This is a genomic window from Stieleria magnilauensis, assembly GCA_007753675.1.
Taxonomy (GTDB): Bacteria; Planctomycetota; Planctomycetia; order Pirellulales; family Pirellulaceae; genus Stieleria; species Stieleria magnilauensis.
In genome coordinates this window covers 5,312,126-5,336,756 of record CP036432.1, presented here as the reverse complement: position 1 = coordinate 5,336,756, position 24,631 = coordinate 5,312,126, and the positions used below count along the sequence as shown (strand labels likewise).

Sequence of the window (24,631 nt, the reverse complement as noted above, 5' to 3'; positions counted from 1 at the left end):
GCCGCAGCAGTCAGGAGTGGTCGAGGCGGCGCAGGAATTGAAGTCCGAATCGGCCGTAGTCTTGTCCGTCGACGTCTCCATCGCCATCGAAATCAAAATCCGAATTGTAGGTGCCCGGCGCTGATTGAAGGAACGTCAGTCCGAAGCGTCCGTAGTCTTGGCCGTCGACATCCCGATCGGCATCGCTGTCACCATAGAGTCGGAAAAACTGGTCGGCGGCGTTTTCACCGTGCACCCAATCGCCGGCCAAACCCAATCCCGTCTGCACCGATTCAATTGCGGTCGCCGGCACCGTCAGCTGGTAGTTCCCGTCGGCCAACGAATGGAGCAAACCGGTTGTGCCGGACGGGTCACGGGAGACCACCGATGGACCGGGACCGAACGTGAGTTCCACGATCGTCTGGCCGTTTTGAAAGGTGGAGTTGACGATCAGCGACGTGACTTTCGTGTTCGTGTCCCGGTTGGTCAATTCGATCTGCGTCTCAGAGACCAGGACTTCTTCGTCGAAGACCAAGCTGATCGAGTCAACGATCGAGCGCTGTTGCTGGCCGACCGGCGGATAGACGCCCGGCGGCGCGGCGACTTCCACCTCGGGAGCAACCGGTGCGTCGGCGGCTAATCGAAAGAGTTCGTTTCCGATCAGGCCGTCATCGGCGACGAACAGGAATTCGTCGCCAAAGGGATGGAACCCTTCGGGCTGGCTGCCGAATCGCAGGTCCTGGTTCAAGTCTTCGATCAGCGAGGTGTTCGCCGCGGCGCCTCCGCTGCTGTAGGGCTCGCGCCCAACGGGTCCGTCGTCGGTCACGCTCAGCAACAATCTCAATCCCGTCGAGGCTTTGGGTTCGGGGTTGCTGCTTGACAGGCCCGGTTGGATGTCGGCAACCAGTTCCGTGCCGACAGGCGTTCCGTCGGTGATCCAGAGTTCACGTCCGGTGCCCAGGTCCGTGGGAGCGACCCCGAAGCGGGTGAGGTACTGCTGGCCGATCACGGTCGGTCCGAGAATTCCCGGGCCGGACCAGGCGATCGATAAATTGTCGCCGCCGGCGCCTTCCTTCATCAACGCTTCGATGTAATACACCTGCCCGGCGACCAAGGAGATCGGCGCCGACTGCTGGTCGGTGGGGTACTTGTCGTATTGTCGAGAGCTGGTCCAGACGGGGACCGAAGCGATCTGAGCTGCGTTGGCCGGGTTGTCGTCCGTGCTCAGCAGCAACGAACCTTGGTCGTCCGAAGCAATCCAAAACGTGTAGTCGCCTGTCGTGGGAACGGTCAAGTACGCGCGGACGCGAACCCCGTAGTTGTCGGCGACATTGGTCGGGATCTCGAAGGCGTCCAGTAGTGCAATCGTGTCCGGGGCATCGGGGTAATTCGGCGCGGCGGTCAAATTGGCCAGTTGCGTTCCGGTGATGCCGGAGAAGACTTCCAGCAGTGCGCCGCGGTTGGACTGCTCGGCGGCAAAGTAGACTTGACCACCGGCCTCGGTGAACCCGCTGGGGTTAGAACTGCTGCTGAGCGGACCGACATTGGCGATTTGTGTGGCGACCGTGCCGTCGGACAGAAAGGGTTCAGTCCCATCGACGCCGTTGTCCGCGGCAAAGTACAGCGTACCGCCGATGTCGGTCAGCGCGTTGGGGTTGGACGATCCGGTCGGGTGGATGTCCAGCTGGGTCCCGGTCGACGTGTGCAGCTCGCGTCCGTTGCTGCCGTTATCGGCGGTGAAGAAGAGCGTGCCGCCACTGACCGTCAACTCCCGCGGGTCGGAGCCGGTGGTGCCCGGGTTGAGGTCTCGGACCAATTGGATTCCACCGAAAATGCTCGCCGCAAAGAGCTCTCGTCCGAAGTTACCGTCATCGGCAGCGAAGTAGATCTGGCTATTGAACGACGTCAATTCGGTCGGCTCGCTGCCGGTGTTTCCGCTGTTCAAATCCTGGACGATCGCGGTTCCCGCCATGGTCCCGTTACTGCTCCAGAGTTCTTCGCCGCTGGTCGCATCATTGGTGACAAAGTAAACCCGATTGTCCGCTTGGTTTTCGACGAACATCGTGCCATCCAACGAGACCGCAACGGGAACTCCGGCCATGAACTGAGTGGTTTGGGAACCGTCGTGGTAATACATCCCGCCGCCGGAGCCGGCAATGGAGTTATAGAACACAACACCGCTGCCGAATTTGGCGAGCCCGGAAACCGAGTCGATAGACGACGGCGTTACGTCGGCGACCATGGTGATCGTTTGGCCGGTCGGGTCAGCCTTCCAAACCGCTTCGCCGTTGATCCCATCGTTGGCGACGAAGTACACGAGGTCGCCGACCGGAGTGAATTGCTGGACATCGGCGGACTGTGTGCCCGGATTGATGTTGGCGATCGGGCGAGTGGTCAGCGTGGTGCCGTTGCTGGTCCAAAGTTCGCGGTCCACCGTCCCGTCGAGTGTTGTGAAGAACAACGTTCCGCCGATGTCGGTGAGGTTTTGCGGATCACCATCCAGCGGTGCCCCGTACTCGTCACTGCCGGGCTGCGAGTCGATCAATCGCATCGTGCCGCTTTGCGTGCCGTTGCTGACCCATAACTCTCGACCGGATCCCACCGGTTCATCGGCGGAAAAGTACAGCAAGCCTCCCGACTCGGTCAACTCGCTCGGGTTGGCACTGCCGTCGGTGACGAAATCGTCGATCAGTTCCGTGCCGGCAGTGGTGCCGTCGGTCTTGTGCAATTCGCGGCCGACCGGTACCCGCGCCGTCGTCATCGGCGACAGGTCGGCGGTCAGTTTTGCGTTGACGACAATCGCTTCGGATCCGCCGTCGGCAAACGCCGGGGCACCGTCGCGTCCGATGGTCATGCGAATGGTGGCCTTGGTGATGGTGGGGCCGCCTGGATGGGAGAGCGCAATGTTGTTGGCAGATCGTCCGGCAAACCAGTTGTCCAAGTCGTCGCCGGCTACCTCCAACAGCGACGTCCGGGTCGTCGAGTCATTGAGGAACAGTTCAAAGACCAAGCCTTCGTGCGATTGATCGAATTGATTCCCCGAGGCAAAGCCGGTGAACGCGAGATTGGTCAGGCCCGCGGCGTCCGAAACTGTCCATTCCCAGGAGTCGTTGGCCAAGTCACCCGAGTCGATGTCGGCGAGATAGAAATCGTTGATCGCGAGAGTTTCAAGACCCACGCCCGCGTCGCCGATTTTTGCACCGTTGGCCACCCAGCCCGGGCCGTCGTTGGTGCTGGTCTGGGGCTTGGCGGTGAAGACACCGTTGCCTCCGAACCTGGCCAGGTTACCGCGATCGGGGCCGGTGGTCAGGCCTGTCACGATGCCGGCCCAGGCTGCTCCATTGAGGATGGAATTGTTGGCCAACAGCGTCGGGGCATCGGCGCTGACGGTGGTCGCCGGCACGACTCCCTCGGCGGCAAAGAACAGTTCTTGCCCGACGACTTCCAGATCGGTCGGGTTGGAGGGATTGTTATCGCCGGCCGTGTTGGCGACCATCGTCGTCGTCCCCGTCGCGATCTGGCTCTTGAACAATTGTCGGCCCGTCACCCCGTCATCGGCGGAGAAGAAAACATGGCCGTCGAATGCCGTCAGGTCATCGGGATACGAAGAACCGTTCGGATGGAGATCGGCAACCTGCAGGGTGCCTGCGGTCGTGCCGTCGCTGCGGTACAGTTCCACGCCGTCGTCGGGGTCTTCCGCGACGAAGAACAACACGCCGTCGACGTTGGTCAAGTAGGTCGGGTAGGAACTGAGCGAGGGATCCGGGTTCAACGGATCACTCGTGTCGATCGCCAGGTCCTTGACCATCATGGTCCCCGCCTCGCTCCCGTCGCTCTTCCACAATTCGCGATTGTAGTAACCGTTTTCGTAGGCGGTGAAGAACAGCGTGCCGCCGACGTCCGTTAACTCTCTCGGCCGGTCAATGATGCTTTGATCCGGATTGATGTCTTTGACCAAGATCGTCCCGCCAAGGGTCTGGTCGTGGACCCATAACTCGTATCCCGATTCGTATTGATAGGCGGTGAAGAACAGTTTGCCGCCCGATGCCGTCAAGTCGCGAAGGTAAAAGGCTCCATTGGCGTCGGCATCGAACACCATGCTTGTCCCGGCGGTCGTGCCGTCGGTTTTCCAAAGATCGGTTTCGCCGAGTTCGTCGAGCGCGGTGAAAAACAGTTCTGACCCCAGCACGGTCAAGTCGTCCGGCAGGGATCCATCCACACCGGGCAACAAATCAGCGACCTGGCGGGTGCCGTCGATCGTTCCGTCACTGGTCCAGAGTTCACTTCCGCTGCGTCCGTCATCGGCGACGAAGAATGCCTCGCCTTTGAATTCCACCACGTTGTCGATGGCGGACGAAACACCCTGTTGGTTGATGTCCGCGAACAGGCTGATGTCGAAGGCCAGCAAGTCTCGTCGTTCCAGTTGCTCGATCCGTGATGAAAGACGTTGACGTCGAATCGTACGATCGTTGCGGCGGCGATTTCGAGACGCCGAGGCTTGGTGCAGAAGGGGCATCATGGAGGCGAATCGATGAGCGAAGCAGGAGAAGACAGAAGAGCTGAGGAGGGCCGCCAAGGCTTGACGGCGAGCCCTAGGTTATCCGATCCGATTCCCGCAGGCGCCTAAATTCGCCTGGGACAGAAGCGGCAAGTCGCGAATGTGGTGCCCGTATCACCCGATGTGGAGAGTTGGGGGGCACCGTGTGGGGTGGTGGATCGGTTTGGGGGAAGGTGCCAGGGACTGGGTTGTGGGTCGGTGGGTTGAGGGGAGGGGAAGGCAGAATGATGGGGGCAAGACGATGGGGGCAAGACGATGGGGGCAGGACGAGGTGTGGTCGGCGAAAGCCGACGAAGGCCAGCGGATCAATCGATCGGCGAGAGCAGGTTCACGAAGGTTCGAATCAGTAGGGGAGCAAACTCGGTGCGGAAGCCTTGGAATTCGAACGCCTGCAGGACCGATTCGACCTGGGGTGACGGGTGGGCGATCGGCCAAAGCCCGGCCACCAAGGCATGATGCTGAAACGCAAACGCTTTCGCGTCTTCGCTGGAAAAGTGTGGCGTGACTGACTGGATCGTAGCGGCGAATGCTTCGACAGGACCCACCAGCGAACGTTTGTATTCGATCAAAAACTCCTGCGACAGATTCCGTTCCAGGACCGATGCGAACAGGACCTCCAACCGACAGAACCGCTCGTGCCGCATTAGCGCCGACGTGAGCACCTCGGCGACTCGTTTGGGAGTCGGTTTCCGCAGTCGTCCCAGACCCATCGTCACACTTTCCAGCCACCGCCCGAGCTCTTCACGGTACAAGGTGAGAAAGACTTCTTCTTTGGTTTTAAAGTAGTGATACAAGCTGGCTTTTCCGAGGCCCGCGTGATCGGCCACGTCGCGCATGGAGATCGCATCGAACTCGTTGTCGTCAAACAGTTCGGCTGCCGCATCGAGGATCGCTGCGATCCGTTCGGCTTTTTGTTCAGGGCGTCTGGCCCGTTGCCAGTTCATGCGTCAAGGGCTCGCCGGGTTGGATGGTGGGGTTCCGGTTTCCGCGGCCGGCAACACCACCGGGCTGACCCCGAATGTTTCCACCAGGATCGCATAGAAGGCGGGAACGACAAACAGCGTCAGGACGGTCGTCAGCAGCAAGCCGACGATCATGCACCACGCCAGGCCTTCCCAAAGTGGACCTCCGCTGAGCGCCAGGGGGATCAACCCGCCGACGGTCGTTGCCGTGGTGAGGAAGATCGGCAACATGCGTTGTCTGCCGGCTTCGATCAGACAGTCGCGGAACTCATCGACCGATAGGCCCAGGATGGGGCCGTCGGCGGTGCCGGCGTGCTGTTTCTCGGTCGCCCTTTGCGTGATCAAGATGTCCGCGAACTCGACAAAGATGATGGCCGTGTTGAGCACAATTCCGAACAGCGCGAGGATTCCCAATTGGGGCATGAACCCCAATGACTTGTCGGACAAGAACAAGCCCAGCCAGGCACCCACCAACGCCAACGGCAGCGTGGAGAGAATGATCAACGGTTTCGACCAACCGTTGTACTGGAAGATCAAACACAAAACGATCAACAAGAACGAGATCAAAAAGGACAGCATCATTTGCCCACCGGCTTCGGCGCTTTCCTCATAGGCTCCGCCGGGTTCGATGGTGTAACCGGCCGGCAGACTGTTGCGAATCAGCTGCAACTCTTCGGACTTCAAGATGCGTGACACGACGTCGTTTCCCGTCACTCCGGGCTCCATCCTGGAACTGACCTCGATCGTGCGATTCATCTTGCGGCGTTCGATTCGGGCCAGTTCAAACGTGGGTTCCAAACTGGCGATCGATGCCAACGGAACCTTGCCGCGGTCTCCCTCGACGTAGGACTCTTGAAGCCCGGCGATCGATTCACGCTGGCCGGCGCGGAGATGAAAGTAGACGGGAACTTGATGGTCACCTTCGCGAAACGTGGTCAATTGGAGCCCTGAATAATAGGACGTCAGGGTTTTGGCGATTTGCGAATTCGTGACGCCCGCGAGCACGGCTTGGTCCTGATGGACGTTGACCCGGATTTGGTAGCCGTCGACGCCCCAGGAATCATTCACGTCCCAGGTTTCGGGTTGCTCGGCGACGAGTCGCTTGAGGCGATCGGCGGTGTTGCGGAGGATGGTGGGATCGGCAAAACCGTTTCCGGAGATGCGCAGGACGAGCGGATCGGCCGGCGGTCCGAGTGCCAATTGAACCGGGACGACTCTGGCGCCGACGATGGGGGCGATTCCGAGAGTTGCATCGCCGCGCTCGGCCACCTCGCGGACACGCTGGGCATACGCTTTCGTCACCGAGTCGTCGGTGGTGCGGACCAAGATTTCGGCGAACGACCGTGATTGGGGTTCGGGATCCCAACCCAGGTGCCATCGTGAGCCTCCGCCACCGACCAGGGTCCGGTAGGCTCTCAGACGCTCGGAGTTCTCGCCGGGGGCGCGGCTGAGTTTTTGCAGGATCGATTCGACTCGGCGAGCCGCCGCATCGGTTTGTTCGATCGTCGCGGTTTCCGGCAGGATGACTTTGACCGCAAACTGGGTTCCGGCGGCTTCGGGAAAAAACTCGGAACTGACGGGCAACATCAAGATCGCGACGACCAATGCCGCAGTGGCCACAGCGGTCAGCCATTTGGCGTCAACGGCCCGGCGACCGACGAGCGTGTATAGGTTGAAGGCGTGATTGCCGCCTCGTTCTGGTTCACCCTGCTGTTCTCCGGCAGCGACCGCGTACCGGCGCCGGAAACGTGGGAGCCCTATCGAAAGTCGCCGCAACCACGACACGACCGGCGATCCGGTTTGATCTTGCTGAGGCGCACGGATCAACAGCCCGGCCAGGATCACGCAAAAGGTCATCGCCAGCAACCAGCTGAGCGCCAGGGTGGTCGAGACGGTCACCGGCAAGCTGTATACATATTCTTTACCGCCTCCTTCGAGCGAAAACAGCATCGGGATGAACGCCGCCATCGTCGTCAGCGTGCCGACCAGCATCGGGATGGCCAGCGTGTTGGCGCCGTCGATGGCCGCTGGAAACGGTGCCATGCCGGCGATCTGATTGGTCCGGGCCTGGTCACAGACCTGGACGGCATTGTCGACGAGCAATCCCAGCGAAATGACCAGGGCGGCAAGCGAGATCTGTTCCAGTTGGACGCCCAAGACCGCGACCAAGCCGATCGAGAGGATCACGACGATCGGGATGTTGGCGGCCATCACAAAAGCGGTTCGAAAACCGACCACGAGATAGACGATGGCGATCACGATCAATACCGCTTCGACCACATTGATGATGACATCGCGGATCTTTTTCGTCACGCTTTCCGATTGATCGGAAATGGCCGTCACGGCAACATCCGGCGGCAATCGCTGTTGCAGTTCGATCAATTCGTGGACGCGTTGCTTGGAATCGCGGCACACGTCGATGATGTTTGCTCCCGATTTCATCGTGATTCCCAGCATCACGGCGCCGGTGGACCCCGACGAATCGCCGACGCGACAGATGTAACTGGCCGGGTCCTCGTACCCGCGCTGGATCGTCAGCCCGAATTCCGTCAGCGGAACGCTGTTGTCCCCGTCATCGGTGCGGACGGTGCTGGCGATTTGCGCGATTTCTTCTACCGCATTGAACTCTCCGCCTGTCTTGACGGAATAGTGACCTGCTCGGGTGTCGAGTTCGCCACCGGCCTGGATGATGTTTCGTTCCTTGGCCAACGTTTCGAGTTGGGCGGTGGTCAGTCCGATCTGTGCCCAATTCGCCATCTCGGTCTCGATGTAGATCGCTTCCTCGCGTTCACCAAACATGTCGACTTTGGCAACGCCGGGCAACAACCGCAACGCGTCCTGCACGTCTTCGGCAAATCGTTCGAGTTCGCGTGGCGAGTATCGATCCTGGGGGCGGATGGTCTCTCGACCGCCCGAAGGGGTTTGGTGAACGGCCAGCACCAACACCGCGGTATCGCCGAATTCATCGTTGACGATCGGACGCACGTCGGATCCAGGCATCGGAACCAAGTCGACGCGGGCGCGGACTTTGTCCCAGACGTTTTGAATCTTGTCCGGTGCGATGTTGTCTTCCAGTTCGACGAAGATCGTCGACCGGCCCGTCACCGTGGTCGATCGCGTCAGCTTGACTTCCTCGATACTGGCCAGGTCTTGTTCGATTTTGTCGGTGATCAGTTCTTCCACCGTGACGGCCGGGGCACCGGGCCAGGCGGTCGAGACGACACAGACGCGAATCGTGAATTCGGGGTCTTCGCGGCGCGGTATCGTCACGAACGTGGCGGCACCGATTGCCAGACCGAGCAGGACGAGCGAGAAGACGATCGGGCGATAGCGGACCGCAAGCGATGCAAGTGACCATGATGGCAACGGTGGCGATGAATCAGACATGGCCTAGTTCGACTCCATCGCAACAGGCGACTGGCCGACGACATTGACCGTTTGGCCGTCTCGTAACAAATGCACGCCGTCGCGAACCACCAGCATGCCTTCACTCAGCTTGGGTGATTGCACCTGCATCATGGACCCTTCGTCCAAGTTGTCACCGGGGACCAGCGTGACGGGAATCTCCTCGACGCGGCCGCTGCGGACGACAAACAGCGACGACTTGTCCGATGTCTTAAAGATCGCTTCGACCGGGACGTGAAACCCGAGTTCCGTGCCTTCTTCGGACAGGTCGATGTCGACCAGGTCACCGGGACGAAGCATCCACTGTGAACCGCCGTCCAGGACGACCGATTCTCCATCCCATTCCTGTCCGGGCGGTCGTCCGTCTTCGAGCAATCCGACGTACAGCGAGTCCGGGTCGACGCTCTCGGGCTGGCCCTGCGAATCGACGAACGTGATTGATTGAAACGACCAGTTGCCCAAGAACGGAATCAGCAAATCGTTCTTGACGATGCCCTGACGCCGCACCTTGAGGATCGGCGGCAGGACTTCATCATGCTTTGCGTTGGTCACCAGGTAAACGTAGTCGCCCGCGTCGTCGTTCCGGATCGATTTTTCTTCGACCAGAATCACCTCTTGTTCCGTCCCCATCATCTGGTTCAGTCGGATCGGCCAAAGGTCTTCCGAACGCGCGACGCGCCGCGCGTCGATTTGACCGTCCACCTTGTCGGCAAACTTCTCATTGAGCATCAGCAGTGTCATGGTGAATGTTCGCGTGGTCGGGTCCGCACTCGGGTCGATGTTGTAGACGAACGCCGTTGCTTCACGGGGCGAACCGTCCGGTAGGGCGAACGACGCCGGCAAACTGCGACGCTTTCGCATCTTGCGAGACTGCGATGCGGACAACTCGACTTCGACCTTGATCGGGTTGGTCATCTGCAGGGTCAACACGGGAGAACCGGCCGAGACCACGCTGCCGGGCACGACCGATACCTTCGAAATCTGACCCTGATAGGATCCGTACAAGACGGTGTTGTCCAGATCACGCTGGGCGTCTCGTAGCGCCTGTTTGGCCCGCTTGATTTGGGCGTCGGCAGACTTCAGTTGCGCCTGGGCTTGTTTCTTGCTGGCCGACAAGGAAAGCACTGCGGCGGATCGTGTGGCGACCAGGTTCTTGGCTTGCTCAAATTCGCTTTGCGACGCGGCGTTGCGATCGGCTAGTTTTTCAATGCGATCGAATTCCGCTTTCGCCAACTCTAAATCCGCTTCCGCCGACTCGATCTGGGCGGGCAGCGATTCGTCCAGCCGAATCTCGATCTCCTCTTTCCCCAGCAACGCGACGTCCAAGTTCGCTTCCGCGGTCTGCAACGCGATTTCATAGCGGGCCGGCTCGATCTGCGCCAGCTTCGTGCCTTCCATGATGACTTTGGTTTTGTCCTTGGGATCAACCAGGCGACCGTCGATGTCTTCCCCCGGTTCAAGCACCCACTGGACGCGACCGGACACCTCGAACCCGAGGTCTTCGGTCTTCCACGATTTCACACTCCCCGAAGCGGAGTAGGAGGATTGGGGGATCGATTTGGAAAGCGTCATCACCGTCACCGGCAACGGAGCTTTTTCCCGAGACGCGATCGTCGGTTCGCCGCAACCGGTGGTCGACAGGGCAAACCAGGCGAACGCCAGCCCCCACGCCCAGGTCCGAGCACGGACGCCCTGTTTTTCAACGCTCGTCACGGCAAGCCACTTGAACACTCTCGTCTCCTGAGTCGGTTGATGGGGCACGCTGTCGCCTGCTGGCACGCTGGGAATCCTAGCGACCCCGTTCCATTTAGTCGACCGGCGGTCCATTAAAAAGGCGCGGCGAAGCTATGGATCTGCATGCCCTTTGGGCAAAAAGCGACTTGTGCCGATGCCAATGCCCAGGGGGAGAGTGGCGAAAACCCTTTCTGATCATCGACTAGAATCCTGCACGACCTCTAGGCGATGCGGTGGACACCTGCGTGCAATCGGATTGGAATGTGTGGCGAGCTTCCCACCCGTCGGCCGGCAATGCTTTTGGCAAGCTGGAAGCTTACCCCACTCGGTGCGCAGCTTTACTGCAGTCTGCGGAAGCGATTGGTTTGGGCGTCCACGTCGTTGGTCCCTTGTTGTTCGACTGGGATGGCCTTGTCCGTGAATCCGGTGAACAAGCAGCCGGAGATTTGGCCGAACGGGACGGAATCGACGAGGATGCCGGCGCGGGACAGACGTGCAAAGCTGCAACCATGGATGTTCACTCCGTCACAGCGGCGCAGCTGTAGGGCGGCGGGATGCTCAAGGACTTCACCACCGTAGTGCTCGCCGTTGAGGGTTACGTCCCGGCAGTCTTCCAGGATCACGCCGAGCTTGGCCTTGCCTCCGTCGCCATAGTGATAGCGGGGGTTACGATCGTACAGGTTTCCGGTCATGACGACCTGTCGGCAATTTTTTGCGATGACATTGGCGGTGTAACCTTTCCACATCGTGTTGCCGGTGATCGTGATGCCTCGCACACCGGTGATGTCCAGGTTCGTCTGGACATCCGAGAGCACGTTGTCGGCGATGGTAATGTTTCCGGTGCGGCGTTCGTCGGTGAAGGGGCGCTCGTTGGACCAGCCGTTGATACGGATGTTTGCCGAATCGGGGGCGTCATGTGTGTGCTGGATGGTGCAGCCGACGATGGCGACTTCGCCGACGGAGGTGTCGGTGGAATCCAGCAAGACGTTTGCGGTGGGCGTGGACGACGCATCGCCCATGTTGCCTTCGATGTCACAGGTTCCAATTTGCAAGTTTCGGATCTCGCTTCCTGTGGAAACGACACCACCCCCGGCGTTGTAGCTGATGTGGCAATTGGCGATGTTGATTTGGTGCAGATTCAACCGATCCAAGAACACTCCGATGCCGGCGTTCTCGTACAGGTGGCACTCGGACAGCGTGACGTTGCGATTGCGTCCGGTCAGGTGGATCGCATGCTTGGCTTGACGGACGACGACACGAGTGAGTGTCAATTGCATGGTTCCGTCGGCTTCGATTCCACAGGCGTCTGGATGACCGCCCAGGATCTCGATGCCGTCGACCATCGGCGTTCGCTGTCGATCCCACACGTTCGGCTTGACCGTCGGCGGGCTGGCGGTTCCGCCATGGGTTCCGACGAACCGAAATGCGGGGCCAGCCGCTTCCATTTTGAACTGTGCGACGCCCTCTCCGGACAAGCTGGTCCAGCCGACGCGGTCCAAATCAATCGTGATCGTTTTGGTGAGCCGATAGACTCCACGCCCGAACTCGATCGAACCGGTTTTCGCATCCACGGCGGCTTGGATCGCCGCGGTGTCATCGGCAATGCCATCGCCTACCAGACCCGCCGGGGTCGCTGCATGGAGGGCGAAACCCGTTAGCGTGAGGGTCAGGATGAACGAGCCGAACAGGGTCGTGGTTGGGGGCATCAAAGGATCCGGGGAACACTTGGGGCGATTATGAAGGTTGACGTGGCCATCCGAACGTCGACGCGAAGAGCCTGGGGGGGCAGCATTTGGGCGACAGGAAATCCCGTCCTATCTTTTTGAGCCGAATGGTCGGCATGGAAACGGACGGCGATTGTAAACCCGAGCGGTCGCGACGTGGCGCAAGAGTGACTTTGACGCGGTGAGAAATCGGAACTCAAATGATTGATGTGATTCAGATTGGTGCGACCGGTTGGCTGTTGATCGCGACAGGACTGTCGTTTCTGTGCGCCGTGTTTGCCTGTTGGGTGTTTTCGTTGCAGTTGTGCATGGCCTACTTTGGCGAGGAGATCCCGAGCTATTGGGGCTGTGTCGGCGTGAAGTTGAAGATAGTCGCCGCAGTTGCCGCAACCGTATTGGTCTGCTACGCGTTTCTGGGGCCGCTCGGCTTTCTCGCCGCTCCGGCTTCGTTCGTGGTCGTGCTGCTGATGATTTCCAATGCGGCCCATTGTGATCGCTTCTTCGCGGCGATCATTACCCTTTGTCACTCCGCGATCTGTCTGGCTTCCACGGCGTTTTGCATGCTGGTGTTCTGGATCGGACTGTCGTCGCTTGGTTATCAAGCGGAAACGGTCGCGGCGGAGTTGCGATCGTTGGCGGAGCATCCGGGCGAATACAGTTCCTTTACATTCGAGAACGAGGAACATCCCGAGCATCGCCGACGAAACGTTTCGCATACCAATCCGTTTGTGGGATCGACGGACGAGGAACCGGAGCATTGAATCCGGACGGCAAACTTGATGCTTTACCGACGACGGCAAGCGTCCCTGCGTGTCCGCCGGCTGATTAACAAGGGCGTCAGCATCAGGGTCGCGACCGCGGCGGAAGGTTCGGGGATCGCGATCGGGTTGCCATTTAACACGCGAAAGTTGCTGAACATGGCATCCGCATTCCCACCACCCCAGGCGTTCAACGTCGGCGGGTCGTCGCTACGGATGAAGAAGCTTGGCATCAAGCCGTCGCCGGACCACTGGTTTTGAATTCCGGCGTAGGTGTGGGACAGCGTTGGAGCGGTCGCGCCGAGGCCTGTCGCGGCTCCGACGATCACGTCGCCGCTGGACGCTTGATAGGCGACGAACAGCGTGCCCGATGCAGACGAGGGGTTCAGAAGCGGATTTCCGCCGAGTGCCACGGCGGCTTGGTCGACGTCGTTGACCCGTGCCGCACCGACGAAGGAGAGAAACGGCGCGCCATCGGCGGTTCCCATCGTGACGCCCGCCGAATTCATCCCGTCGCCGTCTTCTCCGATCCCGAAACCGAGGCCGAGGAATCCCGAGGGACTGTTGGAGAAGGTCCAGGCGTAATCGATCGCCAGTGAGAAGTCGGCGTCGGGACTGAAGTAAAACCCGCTCGTCGAAGTTTGCGGTGTCGATCCGTTGACACTTTGATAGCCGATGTCGGTTCCGGCGGGAATCGCGACGTCGCCGGCCGAAAGCGTGGCGGAGGTGCCCAGGGCCGTCGCGCTGAATCCGGGATGCGCGGGGTCCTCCACGAGCGACCAAGTGCCAAAGTCCGTTACGTCGGCCTGGGCGATTACGCCCGAAGCGAGATGCAGGGCCAGTATCAGTGCGATTCGAAAAACGTTCATCGAGGTGATGGTCCGTGGAGGCGGGCGGCAGTCGGAATCAATAGCCTAATCAGAACATCGACGTGCATCGAGTCCATCCTCCGTTGGACCGGCTAGGCAAACCTGAAAGAACCAGCTGCTCGACTCGGTTCAACTCGGTATGCTGAGATCAGTGCCGCTTGCCCGGTCGCCACAACTACTCCGCCTCGTCCCACGTTGCAGATCCATGAACCAAACGCTCGCCACAATTCTTGCTCTTTGTCTGGTCGCGTTGGTCGGCTGCCGGAAACAGACCGCGGTCGACGAAGTTTCGCTCAGCGAAAGCGGCGTCGTGGTCACCGACCGTGACCTGACAAGCCTTGCCGGCCAGTGGCCCCAGTGGCGTGGGCCCGGCGGGGACGGCGTGGCGGACGACCAACCGTTGCCGACGACCTGGGACGATTCGACGAACGTGGCCTGGAAAAGCGAGGTTCCGGGGCGCGGTCACAGCAGCCCGATTGTCATCGGTGACCTGGTGGTTGTCGGTTCCGCGATCGATTCCCAATCGGAACAAGTCGTGGTCGCCTTTGATCGCGACACCGGCGACCAACGCTGGCAAACGACGGTCCACAAGGGCGGGTTCCCTGGCCGCGGGGAGGTCCACCAAAAGGCAACCAACGCCAACGGCACGCTTGCGACCGACGGCAACTTGTTGGTGACCGCGCACCTGAACAGCGAACGTGTTTTTGTCACGGCATTGGATCTGGAAGGCAATCAGGTTTGGCAGCGAGACATCGGCGCGTTCGCATCCAAGTTCGGCTACGCCCCGTCGCCCGTCCTATACAAGTCGTTGGTCATCGTCGCGGCGGATAATTTTGGTGGCGGCTATTTGGTGGCCATGGACGTGCAGACCGGTGAAATCGCGTGGCGAAAAAAACGCGGCAACGCAAGCTCCTATTCCAGTCCCCGCGTCGCGACCGTTGGCGGAGTGGACCAAGTGCTGATCACCGGCGGCGATCGATTGGCCAGCTACGATCCGGCAACGGGCGAGACGTTGTGGGAAACCGAGTGCATCGCCGAAGCGACGTGCGGAACCGTGGTGACGACGCAGGATCGAATCATTGCTTCCGGCGGATTCCCCGAGAACGAAACCGTTTGCCTGTCCGGCAAAGGCGAGCGAATCTGGTCGGACCGCACGAGAGTCTATGAGCCATCATTGATCACCGACGGACAGCATGTCTTTTCCGTCGACGACGATGGGATCGCGCGGTGCTGGTCGGTCGAGGACGGAGCGATCCGGTGGAAGAAACGTTTGGGCGGAAATTTCAGCGGTTCACCCGTGCTGTGCAACGGAAACGTTTACGTCGCCGATCTATCGGGCAACTGTTACGTGTTCGAAGCGTCGGGCGAAAAGTTCGTGCAGATCGCCAAGAACCGACTCGGCGACGATTGCTACGCCAGTCCGGCCATCGCCGACGGATCACTCTACTTTCGTGTCGGAATCGGCGACGGCGGTGGACGCAAGGAACAACTCGTACGGGTCGCGATGGCAGAATGATTCGGAGCAAAAAGATGCAGCGGAGAACCGCTGCCGCTCATCATTCTACCTTTTTCTCCGTCGTCAAACGCGATTCAGTCAGTTCATGAATCGTGCCTTGGATCACCCGTCCGAACGATCGTCCCGATTCGCCACGCAATTTGTACGCGATTTGGATCGTCCACGTGGGCTCGATGGAGGGAATGACCAACTGGACCGTCTTGCCGTCGTCACTGACATCGACCGAGGTGACGTCTAGCGTTTGCTCATTGAAGCGGTCGGACCCATAGTTGGCCGTCCGCTTCAGGTCCCATGTTTCGACGAGATAGTTTTTCGGATCGGTGGCGGTATTGCGATCGACGGGATCGGAGAAGGTCAGCGTGAGACGGTTTGGGTTGGCGTGGATTTGGGTCGGCAGGTGCATCGGTTTGCCGGTCGCCCGAATCCGGTACAGCCCGCCGGGGCTGGCCGTTTGGCTGCTGCCCCAGGCCGTCATGCCGCAGACATACAGGTGCCCGTCACGATGGAAGCGGCCGCGCATCACGCCGGTTTCAAACTCGGGAAGCGGCAACCGACACATTCCGCCCTGCCACTGGCCGTTGATCTGTTCATGCGGCACGACGAAGACTTTGCCGTAGCCGTAGGACAGGCTCAACAGCCGGCCATCGAGTTCACCCCATTTCTGACTTTCGACCCAGAGCAGTTCCGCGGGTGAGCGATCGAAGGACTTGTTGGGCCAACAGAGCGGTTGCTGCATCGCCGAATCCCGCGTGTCATCGGGTGCACCGTAGCTGTACATGTTGCCGTAGAATCCGCCTTCGACGACACGATTGATTCGGTTCATCGGCGTCCAGTGGCCTTCTTGGTCGGTGACAAAGAACGATCCGTCGGGGTTGAGGCAGACACCGTTGGCGGCTCGAAACCCGTTGGCCAGAATCGTCGTTTGATCCCCGTCGGCGCTGACTTTCAACAGCGTCCCGTGTTGTGGGATCAGCGAGTCTTGCGCGTGGCGGGCGCTCTTGGCATAGTACAAGTTGCCCTCGTCGTCGGCTTGCAGCCCCATCGCGAACTCATGAAAGTGCTCGGTGACTTGATGGTCCTGGTTGAAACATTCATAGAAATCGGTTTCCCCGTCGCCGTTGAGGTCATGGAGGACAACGATTTGATCACGGCAGCCGACAAGAATTCTGCCGTCGACGATCTTGATGCCCAGCGGGTGAAACAGCCCCGATGCGATTCGGCGCCACTGCAGCGATCCGCCGGGCCGGCCGATGCCGTTGATGATCCAGACATCGCCGTCGCAGCAACAGGCGACCATTGAATTGCCATCGGGAAAGAAATCGAGTCCCGACATCCGCAGTCGGCTCTTCCAGGGGTTTTTCGTCGGGCGTGTCAGTTGGTCGACGGCGAAGGGACCGGCGTCCGCGCCGGTCTCGGGCTCCGTCGTCAGCGTCTGCGGCCACTGGGCCGGGCCGCCACGGGTCAGTGGCCGCAAGTCTTCCGGCGCGCCCGAAAACTTGAAGGACGGCTTCATTCCACGATGCGCAACGTGCAGTTCCAAATCAACCGGCGTACTTTCCGCAGGGATTTTCAGGATGGTCAGCCCGTCGACGTCGTCCGTTTTCAACGCCTTGTGACCATGGATGGCGACGGCGACGGTGTCTTGGGGAGCGATTCGGATCGCCAGGTCGCGCGACGACTTTTCGATGTTCAAGACGCGTACCCAAGTGACGGGAATGTCGAACGGTCCCGGTCCCTGTTCTTCCGCAACGCGGTGCGACTCCAGCACCGCTGCGTCACCGACGGTGTAGGACAACACGACGCGGTTGCCGTGCTTGTACAAGCCCTTGTAATCCATCCACGATTTCGGAAACGGGCCGTACGCTTGCCCGTCGCGTGCTCGCCGGCGTGTGTCGTCAAGCGAACCGGTTAACGGATCGGCCCAACCCGGGCCTGGCAGGTTTTGGAAATGCAACTCACCGACCGTGCGAGGTGATCGCCAATGTTTTCCGTCCAGCAGGATGCCTTCCCAATCGATGAACCCGGTTCCCATCCAGGCACCCGCGACCCGCATCGTGTCATGTTCAAACGCCAGGAAGTGTGAACCGCGGGCGACGCCGCCCGGTGTTGCATCAAGCTGTATCGCGATGCCCTTGTAAGCAAAATTGGTCTCCGGCGGCCACGTCCGTTCGGCGGGGCGAATCTCGCGCCGACCCCGCTGACGGTCTTCGTCGGTGACTTCCGGTCGCGGCTTGGAAAATTCACTCGCGATTTCATAGGTCCGCGTCAGGAACGGTCCATAGTCCATCTCGCTCCAGGGGCGATGGCGGACCGGTGCAGGTCCACGAAGTCGGCCTGGAGGCAGCGAGTCCAGATAAGCTTTGTCGACCTTGGTGTACTGCGACGCGTTGAAGGGTTTTAAGTAGGCTTCGCGGATGTAGTGAATCACATCGTACTTTTCACGCGGCACCAATTGACGTTGCGGCAACATCATCTTGTAGCCGTGTGTCAGGGTCTTGTACATCGTCAGCGGATCGCCGCCGCTTTTAAATTTTCCGGTGGCGAAACGCAACGCATTGGGGAGCGAACCGGGTTGGTCTTGCGTGCCATGACAATTGATGCACAGTCCTTGATAGATCGCTTTGCCGCGTTGAAATGATTTTTCATTCCAACTGGTGATCATGCCGCGGTGATCGAGATCGTTTTCATAGTCCGGCAGCGGAGGCGGCTGGATCAGCGACGCATCGGGTTTCATGCGTGCCGCCCTCTCGGGACTTGCTTGTCCCAGTTCCACCAGGTAGCAGACCAAGTCGTAAAAATCGTTTTCGTCATCGAGCTGGTTGATCAACCCGCTGGGCATGATGGATCCCGAAGGCGCCCGCGCTTCGACGCTATCCAAAGCAACCGTCAGCGGTTTTTCTTCGCCCGGGACCACCACGGTGAGTGCCGTATCGGTTTCCGCCGCGATCATTCCGCTGACCACGCGACCGTCGTCGAGCAACAGACGTTCGGCGCGGAAACCGGGCTGGACGACTTTGGACGGATCCAACAGCGACTCGATCACGTGCAAATACGTGGCTCGTTCGTTCATTTGCGATAGATCCGGTCCGAGCCGATTCGTGCCTTCGTCAGCCACGTGGCACTGAACGCAGCTCAGTCCGGTTTGGTAGAACCGAATCGCCCCGCGTGACGCATCGCCAAAGATGTGGGCGTGGCGGGCCAGTTCATCCGCGTCGCGCCGCTTCAATTCCGCCTCCAACGTCTCTTGTGCCGACACGACATCTGACAGGCAGGCAACGGCGAAGAGAAGACACGTGAACCGGACCAGGATGGCCCCGATACGGGCGGGGGAAGTCGGCGGAGTACTCAAGAGACTGGGCTCGGGTGCGAAAGTAGGCGGGCATCGAATGCTGCACCAATTTACTCGAAATCGCGGGCGATGCGGCCCCATCGACGAGCGTTGATGGTCTGCAGCCCGGTCGCTTCTCTCTCGCTCCTTACGAAGGTCGCGTCGATTTTGAGCGTCACTCTGCTGGCAGGCATTGTTATCGACACAAGTCGCTTTTTGCCCAAAGGGCATGCATATCCCTAGCCTGGAATAAGCAAATCGAGCATTTGCGAGGGTTGCGCCGCCCCAGGAACACCATCGCAACGAGGTTCAACTTGGCCAACGGCCATGCATAACCTTCGCGTTTGACGAGGCATTTGTGAATGGCCGTTGGCCAATCCCTCTCGTACTCGTTTGCGGTCCTTGGGCGACGCCCAAGGCTAGGGATGTAAACGGCCGTTGGCCGAAGCCATCCAATCAGAACAGATCTGACATGCAAAAGCGGTGTCGATACTAATGCCCAAGGGAAGTGTGACGTTTCAACACCTTAAAAAGACACCACAACTACGGCAGCGCCACCGCGTCGTAATCGTTGAGCGTCTGCCCGCTGTCGGCATCGATTTCGATCAATCGCACGCGATAGCCCCACAGATTAGCGACGTGCCGCAGGACTCGATTGCAATTGCTTGAGCTGAGCGTTTTGCCGTCGCGAACGCGGTGGGTGAGCACCAAGCGTCGATTGCCCTTCAAGTCAGCTTCGGTCACTTCGATCTCCGGGTCGCGTTTGGAGAGATCGTATTGCTGGGCCAGACGGTGTCGAATTTCACGATACCCCGATTCGTCGTGGATCGCTTCGACCGACAAGTGCGGAGCGTCGGACGCATCGCGAACGGCGAACAAACGCATTTTCCGAATCAGATGCGGGCTGAGAAACTGCAGCACAAAGCTCTCGTCTCGGAAATCCGCCCACGCATCTCGCAAGACGCCCATGAAGTCTCCCTGCCCGGCGATTTCGGGGAACCACTCCTCGTCTTCCGGTTCGGGGCTCTGGCAAATGCGTTCGATGTCTTTCATCATCGCGAAGCCTAATGCATAGGGATTCAATCCCCGGAATCGCTTGTCGTCAAAATCAGGTTGCGTGACGACCGCCGTGTGCATGTGCAGGAATTCAAGCATCGCCGCTTCATTGACCTGACCGGTTTGGTGCAGACGATTCATGATTTGATAATGGACAAAGGTTGCACAGCCTTCGTTCATCAATTGCGTCTGCTGTTGGGGGTAAAAGTATTGCGCGGTCTTGCGGACGATGTCCAACACCTCGCGCTGCCAATCCTTCAACTTGGGCGCGTGGAGCGACAGGAACCGGAGCAGGTTTTCTTCGGGCAATCGCAGCGCGGCGGCGTCATACTCACGTTCGGCGTTGTCGTCGGCGTCGGCATCCTCCTTCGGTTTCGGAAGGGTTCTCCACAGATCGTTGTACGTTGCTTCGTGATGCGATTTTCGCGATTCGGCCTTGAGCACCGCGTCTTGGGATCGAACCGGGCGTTGTGGGGCGTACCGGCTGACGCCCTGTGACATCAACGCGTGGGCGGCATCGAGGGTCCGTTCAACGGCCTGCATCCCGTACCGTTCTTCGCATTCGGCAATGAATCGTTTGGCATAGGCCAGGTCATCGAGCACACGTTCGGCATGGGTCCACTGGCGGAACAGATAGTTGTTCTTGAAGAAATGGTTGTGCCCGAAGCAGGCGTGGGCGATCACGAGCGTCTGCATCGTCATGCTGTTTTCTTCGATGACGTAGGCGACACACGGGTCTGAATTGATCACCAACTCATAGGCCAATGACTGTGCCCCTTTGCGATACAGCAGCGCTTCCCGGGAATACCGTTTTCCGAACGACCAATGAGAATACATCAGCGGCATGCCGAACGACGCGTAGGCATCGAGCATCTGGTCGCTGGTGATCACCTCGATCTGGTTGCGATAGACGTCCAAGCCCATCTCGCCGACGCCGATTTCTTCGATCGCATCATGGACACGTCGCAGGTGGTTAAAGTCCCACTCCGAGCCTTCGTACAGTAACGTCCGGTTGTCCATGGTCGCTCAAGACGCCTGTCGATTGCTGGCGAACAGATTGTGAAACACGGGGTAAATCTCGGTCGGATCCAAGACGGTGGCGCGTGCGAAGTGGGGGTGTGCTTCCAGCTGAGCATACCCGCTCCAAAGTGCACTGACATACGACGATTCTTCTTCGCCGACCTCGATGTAGGCATAGTACTGACAGAGGTCTAAGATCTCACGCTGCAGCAGCTCGATCGTGCGCGGCATGTCGTGATCGAAATTGTGTCCGTCGGAGGCCTGGGCGGCGTAGATGTTCCAGTCTTGCACCGGATAGCGTTCTCGAATGATTCGCAGCATGACTTCCAGCGCCGAGGAGACCACGGTTCCGCCCGTTTCGCGGCCATGGAAAAAGGTCTCTTCGTCGACTTCGGCCGCCGTGTAGGTGTGCCGGATGAAGACCAGTTCGACCGAGCGGTAGTGGCGGTTCAAAAACAGGTGCAGCAGGATGAAGAAACGCTTGGCGAGATCTTTGAGCGATTCGGTCATCGATGCCGAGGCGTCCATCAGGCAAAACATGACCGCTTGCGTGGCGGGTTTGGGTGTCTGCTCGAACCGGTTGTAGCGAAGATCGACGGGGTCCAAAAACGGGACCGCCCGCATGCGATCGCGGGTTTCTTCGATCAACCGGGCAAGACGTTTGGCTTCTTCACCGTGATCGCCGTCGGCTCTCGACTCCGCTGCTTCGAGTTCCGCTTCCAACCGGTTCAGTTCGTCGAGCCTGGGCCGTTTGAGTGCGATGCGTCGCGCCAGGCTTCGTCGCATCGTTTGGTATTTGTTTAGCCGCTGTGGCGATCCGTCGTTGGCGTATCCGGCGCGACTCCATTTTTCGCTGGCCACGGATTTCAGCTTGCGTTTGGCGAGGTTGGGGAGTTCGAGGTCCTCGAAAAACAGGTTCAGGAATTCGTCGCGGCTGAGCATGAACACGAATGCATCTTCGCCGTCGCCGTCGGGGCTTCCGCCGGAACCGCTTCCGGATCCGCCGCCGGGCTTGCGAATTCGATCGCCCCGCCGGTAATCGTGATTTCCCGGGATGACGTAGTTGCGACTGCCTTCGGCGGCATCGAATCCGAAGGTCGGCTCGCCGATCTCGTTGGCGGTGACCGACACTTTTTCGCCGCTATCGAGATCGGTAACGCTACGGTTTTCGATCGCGTCCTTGACCGTCTTGCGGATCTGGGACTTGATGCGACGAAGAAAGCGTTGGCGGTTTCCAAGACTTTTCGATTTCGGGTTCTGCCGGCGATCAATCACTTGCATGGGGATCGTGTTCCTATCCTGACTTGCTGACACGCATGTACCAATCGACCAGCCGACGGACCTGCCGTCGTGTGTAACCCCGTTGGGTCATTCGCTCGACGAATTCGCTGTGCTTTTGCTCGGCTTCGCTATCCTTTTTGGCGCCAAAACTGATGACCGGCAGCAGCTCTTCGATCTGTGAAAACATTCGCTTTTCGATGACCTCGCGAATCTTTTCGTAGGAGGTCCATTCGGGGTTGCGGCCGTCATGTTTAGCCCGTGAACGGAGCGCGAATTTGACGATCTCGTATCGAAAGTCTTTCGCGTTGGAGATCCCGGCGGGGTGTTCGATCTTTTCCAATTCCTCGTCCAGGACGTCGCGATCCATCAATTGTCCGGTATCGGGGTCTTTGTAGTCCTGGTCGTCGATCCAGGCATCGGCGTAGGCGATGTAACGATCAAACAGGTTTTGGCCGTAGGCGTGATAGGATTCCAGGTAGGCCTTACGGATTTCGTTGCCGATGAATTCGGCGTATCGCGACGCCAGGTCTTCTTTGACGAACTCGAGGTAACGCTGCTCGGTTTCTTCGGGCAGCTGTTCGCGCAGAATCGCTTTTTCGAGCACGTACAGCAGGTGGACGGGATCCGCGGCGACTTCGTCGGTGTCAAAGTTGTAGGTTTCTGACAGGATCTTGTAGGCGAACCGCGTCGACACGCCTTCCATGCCTTCGGCCACACCGGCCGCGTCCCGGTATTCCTGGACGGTCTTCGCGTTCGGGTCGGTGTCTTTGAGCGACTCGCCGTCATAGACCCGCATCTTCGAATACAGGTTGGAATTTTCGTGTTCCTTCAGACGCGTCAAGACAGAGAAGCGTGCCATCATCTCCAGCGTGTCGGGCGCGCACGGTGCTTCGCCCAGTTTGGAACTCTGGATCAGCTTGTCATAGATTTTGCGTTCTTCGGTGACGCGCAGGCAGTACGGGACTTTGACCACGCAGATCCGATCGAGGAAGGCTTCGTTGTTGCGATTGGCCTTGAACGATTCCCATTCTGATTCGTTGCTGTGAGCGACGATGATGCCTTGGTAAGGCATCGCGCCGACGTTCTCGGTGCCCACGTAGGTGCCGTCTTGTGTCGCCGTCAACAGCGGGTGCAACATCTTCAGCGGCGCTTTGAACATCTCGACGAATTCGAGCAGACCTTGGGTCGTGCGATTGAGTCCGCCGGTGTAGGCATACGCGTCGGCGTCGTCTTGCGAAAAATGTTCCAGCTTACGGATGTCGACTTTACCGACCAACGACGAAATGTCTTGGTTGTTTTCGTCTCCCGGTTCGGTCTTGGTCACACAGCATCGTCGCTGTTCCGAAGGCATCACGCGTACGACGGAGAACTTGGAGATGTCGCCGCCGAATTCGTCCAACCGTTTGACGGCCCATGGGGACATGTAACCGCTCAGACGTCGACGTGGAATGCCATATTCCTCCTCCAGCAAGAAGCCCATCGAATTGGGGTCGAACAGCCCCAGTGGGCTTTCGAAAATCGGGCTCATCTCGTCGCCGGCGCACAACACATAAACCGGTTGACGTTGGATCAAACGCTTCAGCGCGTCCGACAGGGAACTCTTGCCACCGCCGACCGGACCGAGCAGATACAGAATCTGTTTCCGTTCCTCGAGTCCTTGGGCGGCATGACGGAAGTAACCCACGATCCGTTCGATGGTTTCTTCCAATCCGTAGAACTGATCAAACGCGGGATAGACCTTGATGGTCCGGTTCATGAAGATCCGGCCGAGACGGGAATCGCTGGACGTATCAATCTGCTTCGGTTGGCCGATCGCTTGAATCATTCGTTCAGCGACGCTGCTGTACAACGACGGATCATCACGAGCCGCCTCCAGGTACTCTTTCAGCGTGTAACGAACCTGCTTTTCGCGTTCGTAAGTCTCGGAATAAAGCTGCAATAAATTGGGCGTGTTCGTCATTACAATGGGTCTGCCGACTCTGCCACGAAATAGACGCACAAGATGCACCCTCTGGGATCGATCGGAGTCGCATGCGATCGGTTTTCTACAGGTCTGGCGGTCCCGCCTGGGCGTCCCCGCGGCGACGGGGTGACACTGAGAAAAGAGAGGATTGGGCGTGTGTTCATTATTACATGAACAAGCCGCCGGGAAGAACGATTTTCCCTCACCCCCCCGTCATAGCTAATGCATGCAACGCCTTGATCGGGCACGCGTTACGCCCGTTCAACCGTGGAAATAAAGGATTGGGACCGATCCAGGCCGTTCTGGGATGATTCCCTCGCAAATTACGGGATGCAGCGGCTCAAGACGCCTCGGCATGCAGATTTTTTGATTCGACCATGCAGGAGGGTGGACAGCTAAGAAGACGGTTGATTTCTTCGAAAAACACTTCGAAGCATGGAACCCGCCGCGTCATGGTCAGTTGATGGGATGTTCGTTA

Annotated in this window: 12 protein-coding genes; 2 read left to right on the top strand and 10 right to left on the bottom strand. The window is 59.3% G+C overall.

Annotated features, from left to right (window positions below):
• Positions 1-10 precede the first annotated feature (10 nt).
• The 5 genes from TBK1r_RS18620 to TBK1r_RS18600 all read right to left on the bottom strand — a co-directional run bounded on the left by TBK1r_RS18620 (position 11) and on the right by TBK1r_RS18600 (position 12,344).
• Positions 11-4,498, bottom strand: coding sequence for a PA14 domain-containing protein (locus tag TBK1r_RS18620; protein WP_145213825.1), 4,488 nt, complete (start codon positions 4,496-4,498; stop codon positions 11-13).
• Positions 4,499-4,842: 344 nt separating this feature from the next.
• Positions 4,843-5,481 (bottom strand): TetR/AcrR family transcriptional regulator, encoded by a 639-nt coding sequence (locus TBK1r_RS18615; RefSeq protein ID WP_145213822.1) that lies wholly within the window; start codon positions 5,479-5,481, stop codon positions 4,843-4,845.
• A gap of 3 nt (positions 5,482-5,484) precedes the next feature.
• Complete coding sequence (locus TBK1r_RS18610; RefSeq protein WP_145213819.1) at positions 5,485-8,886, bottom strand: efflux RND transporter permease subunit; 3,402 nt, start codon at positions 8,884-8,886, stop codon at positions 5,485-5,487.
• Between the two features lie 3 nt (positions 8,887-8,889).
• Entirely contained in the window at positions 8,890-10,635 is a 1,746-nt protein-coding gene (locus TBK1r_RS18605; RefSeq protein WP_419581502.1) for an efflux RND transporter periplasmic adaptor subunit, read from the bottom strand.
• Positions 10,636-10,976: 341 nt separating this feature from the next.
• On the bottom strand, positions 10,977-12,344 hold the full coding sequence (locus TBK1r_RS18600; protein ID WP_145213816.1) for a right-handed parallel beta-helix repeat-containing protein: 1,368 nt from the start codon (positions 12,342-12,344) through the stop codon (positions 10,977-10,979).
• A 218-nt stretch (positions 12,345-12,562) separates the two neighbouring features.
• Here TBK1r_RS18600 and TBK1r_RS18595 point away from each other — a divergent pair, with 218 nt between their 5' ends.
• Positions 12,563-13,123, top strand: coding sequence for a hypothetical protein (locus TBK1r_RS18595; protein ID WP_145213813.1), 561 nt, complete (start codon positions 12,563-12,565; stop codon positions 13,121-13,123).
• A 23-nt stretch (positions 13,124-13,146) separates the two neighbouring features.
• Here the strand turns inward: TBK1r_RS18595 and TBK1r_RS18590 are convergent, their stop codons facing one another.
• Positions 13,147-13,989 carry a hypothetical protein gene (locus TBK1r_RS18590; protein ID WP_145213810.1) on the bottom strand — a complete coding sequence of 281 codons (843 nt, stop codon included), beginning with the start codon at positions 13,987-13,989 and terminating at the stop codon, positions 13,147-13,149.
• 205 nt (positions 13,990-14,194) lie between these two features.
• Between TBK1r_RS18590 and TBK1r_RS18585 the strand changes: the two genes are divergently transcribed.
• The gene (locus tag TBK1r_RS18585; protein ID WP_145213807.1) at positions 14,195-15,505 is read left to right on the top strand and encodes a PQQ-like beta-propeller repeat protein; all 1,311 of its coding nucleotides are present in this window, start codon (positions 14,195-14,197) and stop codon (positions 15,503-15,505) included.
• Positions 15,506-15,545: 40 nt separating this feature from the next.
• On the opposite strand, the gene TBK1r_RS18580 is transcribed toward TBK1r_RS18585, so the two are convergent.
• From TBK1r_RS18580 to TBK1r_RS18565, 4 genes are all read right to left on the bottom strand, one after another.
• On the bottom strand, positions 15,546-18,854 hold the full coding sequence (locus TBK1r_RS18580) for a DUF6797 domain-containing protein (protein ID WP_419581501.1): 3,309 nt from the start codon (positions 18,852-18,854) through the stop codon (positions 15,546-15,548).
• 522 nt (positions 18,855-19,376) lie between these two features.
• Positions 19,377-20,909, bottom strand: coding sequence for a SpoVR family protein (locus TBK1r_RS18575; protein WP_145213801.1), 1,533 nt, complete (start codon positions 20,907-20,909; stop codon positions 19,377-19,379).
• Between the two features lie 6 nt (positions 20,910-20,915).
• Entirely contained in the window at positions 20,916-22,190 is a 1,275-nt protein-coding gene (locus TBK1r_RS18570) for a YeaH/YhbH family protein (protein ID WP_145213798.1), read from the bottom strand.
• Between the two features lie 13 nt (positions 22,191-22,203).
• Positions 22,204-24,150, bottom strand: coding sequence for a PrkA family serine protein kinase (locus TBK1r_RS18565; protein ID WP_095736972.1), 1,947 nt, complete (start codon positions 24,148-24,150; stop codon positions 22,204-22,206).
• Positions 24,151-24,631 lie beyond the last annotated feature (481 nt).

Coding starts and splice junctions, on each gene's coding strand:
- TBK1r_RS18620 (WP_145213825.1), bottom strand. CDS start 4,498: ATGATGCCCCTTCTGCACCAAGCCTCGGCGTCTCGAAATCGCCGCCGC.
- TBK1r_RS18615 (WP_145213822.1), bottom strand. CDS start 5,481: ATGAACTGGCAACGGGCCAGACGCCCTGAACAAAAAGCCGAACGGATC.
- TBK1r_RS18610 (WP_145213819.1), bottom strand. CDS start 8,886: ATGTCTGATTCATCGCCACCGTTGCCATCATGGTCACTTGCATCGCTT.
- TBK1r_RS18600 (WP_145213816.1), bottom strand. CDS start 12,344: ATGCCCCCAACCACGACCCTGTTCGGCTCGTTCATCCTGACCCTCACG.
- TBK1r_RS18595 (WP_145213813.1), top strand. CDS start 12,563: ATGATTGATGTGATTCAGATTGGTGCGACCGGTTGGCTGTTGATCGCG.
- TBK1r_RS18590 (WP_145213810.1), bottom strand. CDS start 13,989: ATGAACGTTTTTCGAATCGCACTGATACTGGCCCTGCATCTCGCTTCG.
- TBK1r_RS18585 (WP_145213807.1), top strand. CDS start 14,195: ATGAACCAAACGCTCGCCACAATTCTTGCTCTTTGTCTGGTCGCGTTG.
- TBK1r_RS18575 (WP_145213801.1), bottom strand. CDS start 20,909: ATGGACAACCGGACGTTACTGTACGAAGGCTCGGAGTGGGACTTTAAC.
- TBK1r_RS18570 (WP_145213798.1), bottom strand. CDS start 22,190: ATGCAAGTGATTGATCGCCGGCAGAACCCGAAATCGAAAAGTCTTGGA.
- TBK1r_RS18565 (WP_095736972.1), bottom strand. CDS start 24,150: ATGACGAACACGCCCAATTTATTGCAGCTTTATTCCGAGACTTACGAA.